8 protein-coding genes are annotated in these 12328 nt (G+C 72.1%); all 8 read right to left on the bottom strand.

Annotated features, from left to right (window positions below; translation table 11 throughout):
- Positions 1–2 precede the first annotated feature (2 nt).
- The 8 genes from ACFW9Z_RS12655 to ACFW9Z_RS12620 all read right to left on the bottom strand — a co-directional run bounded on the left by ACFW9Z_RS12655 (position 3) and on the right by ACFW9Z_RS12620 (position 12322).
- The gene (locus ACFW9Z_RS12655) at positions 3–1208 is read right to left on the bottom strand and encodes a DNA polymerase III subunit delta' (protein ID WP_384638572.1); all 1206 of its coding nucleotides are present in this window, start codon (positions 1206–1208) and stop codon (positions 3–5) included.
- 180 nt (positions 1209–1388) lie between these two features.
- The gene (gene tmk / locus ACFW9Z_RS12650; RefSeq protein ID WP_384638570.1) at positions 1389–4679 is read right to left on the bottom strand and encodes a dTMP kinase; all 3291 of its coding nucleotides are present in this window, start codon (positions 4677–4679) and stop codon (positions 1389–1391) included.
- Between the two features lie 160 nt (positions 4680–4839).
- On the bottom strand, positions 4840–7761 hold the full coding sequence (gene topA, locus ACFW9Z_RS12645; protein WP_384638568.1) for a type I DNA topoisomerase: 2922 nt from the start codon (positions 7759–7761) through the stop codon (positions 4840–4842).
- Between the two features lie 290 nt (positions 7762–8051).
- Complete coding sequence (locus ACFW9Z_RS12640) at positions 8052–8249, bottom strand: hypothetical protein (RefSeq protein WP_384638565.1); 198 nt, start codon at positions 8247–8249, stop codon at positions 8052–8054.
- A gap of 122 nt (positions 8250–8371) precedes the next feature.
- Complete coding sequence (locus tag ACFW9Z_RS12635; protein ID WP_384638562.1) at positions 8372–9310, bottom strand: ABC transporter permease; 939 nt, start codon at positions 9308–9310, stop codon at positions 8372–8374.
- 17 nt (positions 9311–9327) lie between these two features.
- Complete coding sequence (locus ACFW9Z_RS12630; RefSeq protein WP_384638559.1) at positions 9328–10122, bottom strand: ABC transporter permease; 795 nt, start codon at positions 10120–10122, stop codon at positions 9328–9330.
- Between the two features lie 74 nt (positions 10123–10196).
- On the bottom strand, positions 10197–11231 hold the full coding sequence (locus tag ACFW9Z_RS12625) for an ATP-binding cassette domain-containing protein (protein WP_384638556.1): 1035 nt from the start codon (positions 11229–11231) through the stop codon (positions 10197–10199).
- 80 nt (positions 11232–11311) lie between these two features.
- Complete coding sequence (locus ACFW9Z_RS12620; protein ID WP_384638553.1) at positions 11312–12322, bottom strand: winged helix-turn-helix domain-containing protein; 1011 nt, start codon at positions 12320–12322, stop codon at positions 11312–11314.
- Positions 12323–12328 lie beyond the last annotated feature (6 nt).

Here is a 12328-nt window from a genome sequence, read left to right as displayed (position 1 = left end):
TCTCAGCCCGCTCTCAGTGACATCGTCATCGCCTCCACCGCGAGCAGCGGTGCCACATTGCGGTCCATCGCCTGCCGGCACGCGATCACCGCCTCGATCCTGCGCAGCGTCTGCGCGGGCGTCGACGACTCCGCGATCCGGTCCAGCGAGTCCTGCACGTCCACATTGGCGATGGCGATCCGCGAACCGAGCTGGAGCGCCAGCACATCGCGGTAGAAGCCGGTGAGCTCGGTGAGCGCCAGGTCCAGGCTGTCGCGCTGGGTACGCGTCTTGCGGCGCTTCTGCTTGTCCTCCAGTTCCTTCATCGCCCCCGCCGTGCCGCGCGGCATCCGGCCGCCCGCCACCCCGCCGAGCGCCGCCTTGAGGTCCTCGGTCTCCTTGACGTCCACCTCCTCCGCCATCTGCTTGGCGTCGTCCGTGGCCGTGTCGATCAGCTCCTGGGCCGCCTTGAGGCAGCCGCCGACATCGGCGATCCGCAGCGGGACCTTGAGCACCGCCGCCCGCCGCGCCCGCGCCCGCTCGTCCGTGGCCAGGCGGCGCGCCCGGCCGATGTGCCCCTGGGTGGCCCGCGCCGCGGCGTGCGCCCGCTCGGGATCGACCCCGTCACGGCGGATCAGGACGTCCGCCACGGCCTCCACCGGGGGTGTCCCCAGGGTCAGATGGCGGCAGCGCGAGCGGATCGTGGGCAGCACGTCCTCCAGCGAGGGGGCGCACAGCAGCCAGACCGTACGCGGCGCGGGCTCCTCCACCGCCTTCAGCAGCACATTGCCCGCGCCCTCGGTGAGCCGGTCGGCGTCCTCCATGACGATGACCTGCCACCGGCCGACCGCCGGGGAGAGCTGGGCGCGGCGGACCAGGTCGCGGGTCTCCTTCACACCGATGGAGAGCAGGTCCGTACGGATGATCTGGACGTCGGCGTGCGTACCGATCAGGCTCGTGTGGCAGCCGTCGCAGAACCCGCAGCCGGGCTCCCCGCCCAGCGCCCGGTCCGGGCTGGTGCACTGGAGCGCGGCGGCGAAGGCCCGGGCGGCGGTGGACCGTCCGGAACCCGGCGGTCCGGTGAAGAGCCAGGCATGGGTCATCTTCGAGCCCTGCTCCACCGGCTGCCGGTCGGAGACGGCCGTGACCAGCGCATCGGCGTCCTTGGCGGCAGCGGCGAGCTGTTCCCTCACCCGGTCCTGCCCGACCAGGTCGTCCCATACGGTCATCGGTCACCGCCCTTCCCGTCGCGGGATTCCGTCGTCGGATTCCATGTGATTCGACCTGTCGAATCACCTGTCGGATTCCCTGTCGAATCACCTATTGGATTCCATTGTGGGGGACGCCACTGACAAGTCCGGCCCGCCCACCCCTCGGGGCGGACGGGCCGGGCTCCGAACACGTACGGGTCAGCCGCGCGGGCGGCGGCCCCGGCCCCTGCCATCCGTCGGATCGTCGTCCTCATGCCCGCCGAGCAGTTCGTCCGCCAGCGTCGGCAGATCGTCCAGCGGGGTCTCCTCGGCCCAGTCCGGACGGGGCCGCTTGGTGCGGCGACCGCGAGACACGTCACCGGCCGGGGGCGCGGCCCGCGGGTCCTCGATCTGTGGCAGCTCCCGGGTGCGCTCGGTCTCGCTCTCCGCCGGCGGGGAGGCCGGAGCCTCGTCCCGGAAGAACCCCTTGGGCACCCGGTCGGAGGGCTGATCACCGCGAACCGGCGGCAGCACGGCCGTCTCGTCCACGTCACGGGCGTCACGCGCATCACGTGTGCCCGATCCCGGCCGCTCCTCCGTGAACCGCGGCAGCATCGCCGTCTCGTCCTCCCCGGAACCCGAACCCGAGGCGGAACCCGAAGGCGAAGCGGAAGGACGGCGGCCGGACGGCTCGCCCTCCTCCGGACGCGCCGTGGGCACCGGCTGCGTGATCTCGTTCGGGTTCACGATCGGCGTGGGCACCGTGAGCTCGTTCTCCGGAACGGTGGGCCCGTGCCCCTCAGACCGCGACGACGACTCCGTACGGGAGTCAAGGGAATCACGGGAGTCACGGAAGTCGCGGGAATCACGAGAAGCCGCAGCCCGCTCCGCCTCCGCGCGCTCCGCCTCCGCCCGAGCCGCCTCCGTACGAGCGGCTGCCTCGGCCTCCGCACGGCGCCGCGCCTCCTCGGCCCGTACCAGCGCCTCTTCGGCCTTCCGCTGCTTCTCCAGGCGGAGCGCCTCGGCCTCCTTGCGCTGCCGGGCCTCCTCCTCGGCCTGCTTGCGGAGGCGTTCCTGCTCGGCCTCGCGGACCCGCTCCTCGGCCTCCAGCCGACGACGGTCCTCCTCGGCGCGGCGGCGGGCCTCCTCGGCGCGCTGCCGGGCCTCCTCCGCCTGGCGCTCGGCCTCGCGGCGGCGGGCCTCCTCCAGCTCGCGCTGCTTGCGCTCCTCCTCCTCGGCGCGCAGCCGGGCGAGCTGCTCCTGGCGCTCCTTCTCCAGGCGCTCCTCCTCGGCCTTGCGGGCGGCCTCTTCCTCCGCCTTGCGCCGGGCCTCCTCCTCGGCCTTGCGCCGCGCCTCCTCGATGGCCTCGATCTCGGCCTCGGAGAGCGGCAGGAGCCGGTCGAGCCGGTGGCGTACGACGGTGGTGATCGCTTCCGGTTCCTGCCCGGCGTCCACCACCAGGTAGCGCGTCGGGTCGGCGGCGGCCAGGGTGAGGAACCCGGACCGTACCCGCTCGTGGAACTCCACCGGCTCCGACTCCAGCCGGTCCGGCGCCTCCGTGAACCGCTCCCGCGCGGTCTGCGGGTCGACGTCCAGCAGCACCGTCAGATGCGGTACGAGGCCGCTCGTCGCCCACCGGGAGATCCGGGCGATCTCGGTCGGGGCCAGGTCGCGTCCGGCGCCCTGGTAGGCGACGGAGGAGTCGATGTAGCGGTCGGAGATGACGATCGCGCCCCGCTCCAGCGCCGGGCGGACCACGGAGTCGACGTGCTCGGCGCGGTCGGCGGCGTACAGCAGCGCCTCGGCGCGGTTGGAGAGCCCAGCAGAGGAGACGTCCAGCAGGATCGACCGCAGCCGCCTGCCGACCGGGGTGGCCCCGGGCTCGCGGGTCACGACGACCTCGTGGCCCTTGGCGCGGATCCAGTCGGCGAGTGCCTCGACCTGGGTGGACTTGCCCGCTCCGTCACCGCCCTCCAGGGCGAGGAAGAAGCCGGTGGCCGCGGGGGCGACCGCCGGGTCGCCGCCGCGCAGGGCCTCGCCCAGGTCGCGGCGGAGCGGTACGCCCGCCCGGTCGTCCGTCTTGGCCAGGACGATCGCGGCGACGGGCAGGAGCAGTGCGCCGATCAGCATCAGCGCGAAGGCCGCCCCGCCGTGGGCGAAGACGAAACTGCCGGCGGCCAGGCGGTGCTGCCCGATCGCGGCGGCGAGCAGCGGGCCCGCGACCGCGCCGAGCGCGACGAGCACCCGGACGAGGGCCTGGAGGTGCTCGGTGGTCCGGGCCTGCCGGGGCGCCTCGGTCTCCTGGTCGATGATCGCGTGGCCGATGTTGGCGGCGACCCCGGCCGCGTAACCGGCCAGCAGCGCGATCGCGAGCCCGGTGGCCGTGTCCGGCACCAGGCCGAGCGCGAGGAGCGCGATGCCCGTGACGGCGATGGCCAGCGCGAGCAGACGGCGCCGCGACAGGGCGGGCAGCACCTTCTGGGCGGTACGGATGCCGAGCGCCGTGCCCCCGGTCAGCGCGAGGATCAGCAGCGCGAACGTGACGGGTCCGCCGCCCAGGTCGTAGGCGTGCAGGACGGATACGGCGGCGGCCGCCGCGATCGCTCCGGCGACGGCGGCGCAGACGGCGACGACCAGCGGGAGGGCGCCGGTGCGGCCCTTGTCGGGGCCGCTGCCGGTGGTGGGGCGGCGCAGGCCTTCCAGGGGCGAGCGCGGCCGGGGGGTCTGGGTGTCGGGCAGTTCGAGGAAGTACAGGGTGGAGATGGAGGCCGAGAACAGACCGGCCGCGACATACGAACCCAGGGCCGCCTGGTGGAAGGAGAACCACTCCAGGCCCGTGCCGAGGAGGTTGCCGACCAGCGTGGCGGCCAGCAGGACCACGGCGGCGGCGGGGACGGCGAGGAAGTTCGTACGGAGCGACAGCCTGCGCAGGGCGTCGAGGTGGTCGGGGAGCGGACGGACGGCGGCGCCTTCAAGGGGCGGGTCGGGCAGCAGCGCAGGCGCGGCGCTTTCCTTTGCCACCGTCCACAGGCGCTCGGCTCCACCGGTCACGAAGGCGGTGATGAGGATCATCATGAGCGCCTTGTCGGGCACCCAGTCGATCCACAGCGGAGCGATGATCAGCAGGGCGAGCCGCAGCCCGTCCGTCCCGATCATCAGCCATCGCCGGTCCAGTTTCCCGCCGGGTGCCGTGAGCGACGTCAACGGCCCCAGGAGTACGGCTCCGAAGAGCACGGTGGAAAGGATCCGGGCACCGAACACGGCGGCGACGGCAAAGGCCGCCCCGCGGTATCCGGCTCCGAGTGAGCCCTCCAGGACCGCTGCTTGCAGCGACAACAGCACCAGCACGAGAAGGGCGAGTGCATCGCCGATACCGCCGACGAGCTGGGCGCTCCACAACCGCTTCAGCGGGGGAACACGCAACAGGGCTCGTACGGCGCGCTCGCGTGAGTCTGCGGCAAGTGTGTCGGAGGTGGGGCTCACGACCGTTGGCTGCTCGGCTCGCGTCATCCGCCCAGCCTATCGGCAGCGGTGCGGTGGCTGTCGGCCCGTCCGAACATATGGCCGCAGATGACTTCCGGCCAGCTCGCTCACGGGCCCCGACGTACCACCGCTGCCCGACACCTGAAGGAAGGTGCCGGGCAGCGGTGGTACGTCAGACGAGAACCGGTCAGTCCTCCGAGGAGGAGGAGGAAGCCGCGGAAGAGGCAGCAGAAGAGGCGGTCTTCTTCGCCACCGTCTTCTTTACCGCTGCCGTCGTCTTCTTTACCGCTGTCGTCGTCTTCTTGGTCGTCGTCTTCTTCGCCGCGGTCTTCTTGGCGGCCGTGGTCTTGGTGGCCGTCGTCTTCTTCGCGGCCGTCTTCTTCGCCGTCGCCTTCTTGGCCGGGGCCTTCTTCGCCGTCTTCTTCTTGGCGGGTCCCTTGGCGCGCTTCTCGGCGAGCAGCTCGTAGCCGCGCTCCGGCGTGATGTCCTCGACGCTGTCGTCGGTCCGCAGCGTCGCGTTGGTCTCGCCGTCGGTGACGTACGCGCCGAAGCGGCCGTCCTTTACCACGACCGGCGCACCGCTGACCGGGTCGGTACCCAGCTCCTTCAGCGGCGGCTTGGCCGCGGCCCGGCCGCGCTGCTTGGGCTGGGCGTAGATCGCGAGGGCCTCTTCGAGGGTGATGTCGAAGAGCTGGTCCTCGGAGGTCAGCGACCGGGAGTCGGTGCCCTTCTTCAGATACGGGCCGTAGCGGCCGTTCTGCGCGGTGATCTCGACACCCTCGGCGTCGGTACCGACGACACGCGGCAGCGACATCAGCTTGAGGGCGTCGGCGAGGGTGACCGTGTCCAGGGACATGGACTTGAAGAGGGAGGCGGTCCGCGGCTTCACCGCGTTCTTGCCGGTCTTCGGCGTCCCCTCGGGCAGCACCTCGGTGACGTACGGGCCGTAGCGGCCGTCCTTGGCGATGATCTGGTTCCCGCTGACCGGGTCGGCACCCAGCTCGAAGTCGCCGCTGGGCTTGGCCAGCAGCTCCTCGGCCAGCTCGACGGTGAGCTCGTCGGGGGCCAGGTCCTCGGGCACGTCGGCGCGCTGGTGGCCCTCGGCGTCCTTCTCGCCCCGCTCGATGTACGGGCCGTAGCGGCCGACGCGGAGCTTGATGTCGTTGCCGACCGGGAAGGAGGAGATCTCCCGGGCGTCGATCGCGCCGAGGTCGGTGACCAGCGCCTTCAGCCCGCCGAGGTGGTCGCCGTCGCCGTTGCCCGCGTCGGACGCGGAGCCCGCGCCGGCCGGGTCGTCACCGGAGGCGGCGGCTCCGAAGTAGAAACGCTTCAGCCACGGCACGGACTGGGCCTCGCCCCGCGCGATGCGGTCGAGGTCGTCCTCCATACGGGCGGTGAAGTCGTAGTCGACGAGTCGGCCGAAGTGCTTCTCCAGCAGGTTGACCACGGCGAAGGAGAGGAAGGACGGGACGAGTGCCGTGCCCTTCTTGAAGACGTAGCCGCGGTCCAGGATGGTCCCGATGATCGAGGCGTACGTCGACGGGCGGCCGATCTCGCGCTCTTCGAGCTCCTTGACCAGCGAGGCCTCGGTGTAGCGGGCCGGAGGCTTGGTGGCGTGCCCGTCGACCGTGACCTCCTCGGCGGACAGCGCGTCGCCCTCGGTCACCTGCGGCAGCCGCCGCTCGCGGTCGTCCAGCTCGGCGTTCGGGTCGTCGGCGCCTTCCACGTACGCCTTCATGAAGCCGTGGAAGGTGATCGTCTTGCCGGAGGCGGAGAACTCGGCGTCCCGGCCGTCGCTCGCCCGGCCGCCGATCTTGACGGTGACGGAGTTGCCGGTCGCGTCCTTCATCTGGGAGGCGACGGTCCGCTTCCAGATCAGCTCGTAGAGGCGGAACTGGTCGCCGGTGAGGCCGGTCTCGGCGGGGGTGCGGAAGCGGTCGCCGGAGGGGCGGATCGCCTCGTGCGCCTCCTGCGCGTTCTTGACCTTCCCGGCGTACGTACGCGGCTTCTCGGGCAGGTAGTTCGCCCCGTACAACTGCGTGACCTGGGCCCGGGCCGCGGAGACCGCGGTGTCCGAGAGGGTCGTGGAGTCGGTACGCATATAGGTGATGAAGCCGTTCTCGTACAGCTTCTGCGCCACCTGCATGGTCGCCTTGGCCCCGAAGCCCAGCTTGCGGCTCGCCTCCTGCTGGAGGGTCGTCGTCCGGAAGGGGGCGTACGGGGAGCGGCGGTACGGCTTCGACTCGACGGACCGGACCGCGAAGGAGGAGTCGGCGAGCGCGGCGGCCAGAGCGCGGGCGTTCGCCTCGTCCAGGTGCAGGGTCTGGGCGGAACCGGGCTTGAGCTGCCCGTCGGGGCCGAAGTCGCGGCCCTGGGCGATCCGGCGGCCGTCGACCGCGCTGAGGCGGGCGGTCAGGGTCGAGGGGTCGGAGGCGTCACCGGTACGGCCGGTGGCGAACGTTCCGGTCAGGTCCCAGTACTCGGCGGAGCGGAAGGCGATGCGCTCGCGCTCCCGCTCGACGACGAGGCGGGTGGCGACGGACTGGACGCGGCCCGCCGACAGCTTCGGCATGACCTTCTTCCACAGGACCGGCGAGACCTCGTAGCCGTAGAGACGGTCGAGGATACGGCGGGTCTCCTGGGCGTCGACCATGCGCTGGTTGAGCTCGCGCGGGTTGGCGACGGCGGACCGGATCGCGTCCTTGGTGATCTCGTGGAAGACCATCCGGTGGACCGGGACCTTGGGCCGCAGCACTTCCTGGAGGTGCCACGCGATGGCTTCGCCCTCGCGGTCCTCATCGGTGGCGAGGAAGAGTTCGTCGGACTCGGCCAGCAGCTGCTTGAGCTTCCTGACCTGGGCCTTCTTGTCTGCGTTGACGACATAGATGGGCTGGAAGTCGTGTTCGACGTCCACCCCGAGGCGGCGGACCTCGCCGGTGTACTCGTCCGGGACCTCGGCCGCGCCGTTCGGGAGGTCGCGGATGTGCCCGACGCTCGCCTCGACGACGTATCCGGGGCCGAGATAGCCCTTGATCGTCTTCGCCTTGGCAGGCGACTCGACGATGACGAGTCGGCGGCCGCCCTGTGCGGTCTCGCTGGTCGGGGACAACTTCGCTCTTCTCTCCGGTCGACACTCGATGGGCATCCGGGCAGCGTCGAGACGCTTCCCGCGGTGCTGTCGCTGCGGAGTGTGACGGTACAACCCGCCCCCGTGTCAAACGGCAAAAGCCCGCAACGGCCACTCGAACGGTAACCCGACTTCCGCCATTCCTGCCGCCCGGACCGTCGGGTCCGCGCTGCGCACAGCCCGGGCCTGCGGCTTTTCCGGGGCGGTCGCGGTGATCGTCCGGCGCCCCGGAAAAGCCGCAGCCCCGGGCGCGGCCCCGGCGGGGGCAGGGATCAGAGGCGCGTGAAGCACCACACGCCGAGGGCGAGGAAAACTACGCCGAAAAGTGTCGTGAGTGCGGTGGAGGCGACGGGGCTCACACCGTGCAGCACCGGCGCGCGGTGCAGGGCGCGCGCCCCGGTCCAGAGGAGGAGGGCGGCACCGAACAGCGCGAAGGCCGTACCGGCGAAGACTGCTGCGACGCTCTCCATGTCGTACCCGTACCCCTCGCTCCTGCCGTACCCGCCCGGTCACGGGGGAGGCTGCCACCCCGGGGCATCGACGACACGAACCCCGGGTGAACAGCACACGCCCACCGGGAGTACCCGGGCCGTCACATGACGTCAAGGGTCGCCCGGCGGCGGCTGCCCCGCTCGAAGACGGCCAGGAGCAGTACGGCGAGCACCGCGTACCCGGCCCCGACCAGCAGCTCCGCCCCGAGCAGCGCCCGGTCGAGCCCGCCGCCCGCGGCCAGCGCGCGGGCGGCCTCCATGGCGTGGGTCAGCGGCAGGGCGTCACCGGCCGTCCGCATCCAGTCGGGAAGCGCGGCGCGCGGCACATTGGCTCCGGTCAGCAGGAGCAGTACGGATCCGGCCACGTTGGAGATCAGGAACACGTCACGGAAACGGAGCCCGAGCGCCCCCAGCGCCAGCCCGAACGCCGAGCACCCGGCGGCGGCCGCGAGGAGCACCGCCCCGAGCCCCGGCAGAGCGCCGAGCGGAATCCGCAGACCGAGCAGGAGGGAAGCGACGGTCAGCGTGAAGGCGCTGATGAGAAGGCCGTTGAGGACATAGGGCAGGGCCCGGCCGATCCAGAGCGGAGTCCGGTGACGGGGGCTGAGGAGGACGGCGCCCAGGGTGCCGTACCTGCGTTCGTTGGAGATCGCCATGGTGCCGCCGTAGACACAGGCGGTGGAGGAGGCGAGCACCGCGTTGCCGAGAAGATAGAAGTGGTCGTCGGCCACCTGGAGCTCCCGCCCGAGGAAGACGAAGAAGAGGAGCTGGAGCAGCGGTCCGACCAGCAAGGTGCCGATGAACATGGGCGGCGTCGTCCAGTTGAACAGCGCCCGGTACGAGATGGCTCCGCCGACGAGGACCAGGCGGAGGGTACTGAGGGCGGAGGCGGCCGGGGCTTGCGGGGTTGCTGGGGCTTGCAGGGCGGCCAGTGCTTGTGGGGTTGCTGGGGCTTGCAGGGCGGCCAGTGCTTGTGGGGTGGCCGGGTCTTCCGAGGCTGAAGGTGCAGGTGTGACTGGTGTGACCGGTGTGACGGGCATGCGGCGGCTCCTGATCATCAGGCGAGCGAGAGGGTGGCGGCGGCCCGGGCGCGGCGCTCGACCCGTCCGAGGACCAGCACGGCGACCAGCGCGTACAGCGCTCCGAGGGCGAGGGCGGCGGCCATCGGCACCAGCACCCCGGCGGCGCCCGCCCCGCCGGAGGTGGCCGCGTGCACGGCCCGCGATCCCCAGGTGGTGGGCAGGGCCCAGGAGACCGGAAGCGTCCACTGGGGCAGCACGGTGACCGGGACGAGCATCCCTGACAACAGCCACACGGGCGCGTCGAGCGGGTTGGCGAGCGCGTTCGCATTGCGCAGCAGCACGAACGTGGCGGCCAGCAGCAGCCCCATCATCCCCAGGGACAACACGCAGACGGGGACGGCCACCAGGAACAGCAGCGGGTGCGCGAAGTCGAGCGGTACGTCGAAGAGGAACGCGCCCCACAGGACGGTCGCCCCCATCGCGTACGTGCCGATGACGGCCGTGGCGAGCGTGATCGGCAGCAGCACCAGGGCGAGCGGAGTGGGCGAGGCGACCAGGGTCTCCAAGGTGCCGAGCCAGCGCTGGTTCTGCACGGCGCCGCCCGAACCGAACAGCACCGACGACCAGATGCCCATCAGCCCCGCCCCGACGGCGGCGGTGAGCAGCCGGTCCGGATCGTCGGCGGCCCGGAACAGGTGGACGGCGAGGGTGGCGTGGACGAGCGGGACCAGTACGGCGAAGGTGATCTCCAGCGGCGAGCGGCTCATGTACGAGACATGGGTACGCACTCCGGCCCAGGTCAGCCGCAACACGCGGGCGGCGGAAGGCATCCGGCTCTCCGCTCTCGTGGCTGCCCTCATGGCTCTCGTGGCTCTCGTGGCTCTCGTGGCTGCCCTCATGGCGCTCATGCCGAGGCCGCCTCTCGGGCGGGCGCGTCCGGGGCCGCGTCCGCCTCCTCCACGATCGCGATATACGCGTCCTCCAGGGTCGGTTCACGCGTGACGACCCGTCCGATCCGGATCCCGCTCAGCGCGGCGAGCACCGGCGCGTGCAGGTCGGCTTCCCGGTCCGCCTGCACGGTGAGGATCTGGAGGGAGCCGCGCTCCTCGGTCGCCGCGCCCCGCACGCCGGGCAGAGCGCGGATCCGGTCGAGGTGATCGGCGCCCGCCCCGTACGCCTCGATCTCCAGGATGTCCCGTTCCTGGACGCGGGACTTGAGGCGGCCGGGGGTGTCGAGCGCCCGGATCGTGCCGCCCGCGATCACCGCGATCCGGTCGCACAGTTCGTCGGCCTCGGCCATGTAGTGGGTGGTGAGGAGCACGGTGGTGCCGTCGGCCCGGAGGTCGGCCACCGTACGGCGCAGATCGCGGGCGGCGACCGGGTCGACGCCGATCGAGGGCTCGTCGAGGAAGAGGACATCGGGCCGGTGCAGCAGGCCGCGGGCGATGTGGAGGCGCTGCCGCATACCGCGCGAATAGCCCTCCACCCGCTCCTTCTCCCGGCCCAGCAGGCCGACCAGCTCCAGGAGTTCGGCGATCCGGCGGCGCTGGTCGCGGGGTTCGACGCCGTGGAGCTCGGCGAAGTAGCGGAGGTTGTCGAGCGCGGTGAGCCGGTCGTACAGGCCCCGGTCGCCGCCGAAGACGTACCCGATCCTGCGTCGTACGGCGACGGGCTCGCGCGCCACGTCGTGGCCCAGCACCCGGGCGGTGCCGGAGGTGGGCAGCAGCAGGGTGTTGAGCATCTTGATGGTGGTGGTCTTGCCCGCGCCGTTGGGCCCGAGCAGGCCGAAGAGTTCGCCGCGCGCCACCTGGAGGTCGATTCCGCGGACGGCCTCGGTCTCGGTGGTACGCGGCCGCAGGAATCCGGTGCGGGTGGTGTAGGTACGGCGGAGGCCGACCGCTTCGATGGCGGGCGGTGCTTCGGTGTCGGTGGCAGGCATGGCGGTGACGCTAGGAGCCCACGGCCACACCCGGCCATCGATTCGGGCGCTCCCGAATCGTCCCCCGCACCCGCCTCGGGTCAGGACACCGCGCGCAGCACGTCCTCACCGGCCAGCAGGGCGAGCAGCGACCGGCCGGTGTCCGTGAGCTGGTAGTAGACGCTGCGGCCGACCCGGTGCCGGGTCACCACACCGGCGTCGGCGAGCACCGAGAGGTGCTCGGAGACCGTGCTCGGGGCGAGGCTGAGCCGGTCGGCCAGCCCGGCGGTGGTGAGGGGGCCACCGAGCTGGCGCAGGACCGAGGCGCGGCCCCGGCCGAGCAGCAGCCCGAGGCGGTCTCCGGTCTCCGCGCCCGGCTCGGCGGACCGGTCGCGCAGGGCGGCGGCGCCCCGGGCCTGGAAGGAGACGGCGAGGACCTCGGGGTCGTCGGTGGAGTAGAGCCGGCAGCCCTCGGCGAAGACGAGCGGGACCAGCAGCAGCCGCCGCTCACCGGCCCGGTAGTCGGCCTCTATGTGCTTGGTCAGCTCCAGCACCGGGGGCTTCCAGGTGGCGCGGGACTCCAGCCCGGCGAAGAGCGCGTCGACGCCCTCGGTCGCGAAGGTCCGGGCCCGGACGAGCACCTCGTCCTCGACGAGCCGGCGCATGGTCGGCCAGTGCCGCTCCAGCACGCCTTCCCAGTACGCCGCGTACGCCTCGGCGAGCGTGGCGCAGGCGGCCTCGGGGTCGTCCACGTACGGCCGGACGAACGGGTGGTCCTCCATCCCCGCGTAGTGCTCCCGCACCCCCGCCCGTACGACATCGGCCGGGGTGGTCCGGATGATGTCCAGCTCCGTATCGACGGACGAGGCCCCGACCGGCCGGGGCAGCAGGAAGTCCGGGAAGCCGTGCGGCCCATGGGTCAGCAGCCGCAGCGGCCGCGTCCGCTCGTCCTCGCGCAGCACCTCGCGGGCCCGGACGACCCATTCCTCGTACGGCCACGAGGGCGTGCGGTGCGGCAACGCCAGGTGCATGCTGCAGAACGCGTCCCACAGCGGGCTGATGGCGATACGGGTGGCCCCCAGCGAGGCTTCGTCCAACTCGATCCGGATCACGCCGCC

It is taken from the genome of Streptomyces sp. NPDC059452, assembly GCF_042750035.1.
In the GTDB taxonomy this organism is placed as follows: domain Bacteria; phylum Actinomycetota; class Actinomycetes; order Streptomycetales; family Streptomycetaceae; genus Streptomyces.
Note: the sequence above shows the minus strand (reverse complement) of the source record. Positions and strands in the feature narration are given on the sequence as shown.

Excerpts from the sequence above, each read along its gene's own strand:
- tmk (WP_384638570.1), bottom strand. The coding sequence starts at position 4,679 with ATGACGCGAGCCGAGCAGCCAACGGTCGTGAGCCCCACCTCCGACACA.
- ACFW9Z_RS12635 (WP_384638562.1), bottom strand. The coding sequence starts at position 9,310 with ATGCCCGTCACACCGGTCACACCAGTCACACCTGCACCTTCAGCCTCG.
- ACFW9Z_RS12655 (WP_384638572.1), bottom strand. The coding sequence starts at position 1,208 with ATGACCGTATGGGACGACCTGGTCGGGCAGGACCGGGTGAGGGAACAG.
- ACFW9Z_RS12630 (WP_384638559.1), bottom strand. The coding sequence starts at position 10,122 with ATGCCTTCCGCCGCCCGCGTGTTGCGGCTGACCTGGGCCGGAGTGCGT.
- ACFW9Z_RS12640 (WP_384638565.1), bottom strand. The coding sequence starts at position 8,249 with ATGGAGAGCGTCGCAGCAGTCTTCGCCGGTACGGCCTTCGCGCTGTTC.
- ACFW9Z_RS12625 (WP_384638556.1), bottom strand. The coding sequence starts at position 11,231 with ATGCCTGCCACCGACACCGAAGCACCGCCCGCCATCGAAGCGGTCGGC.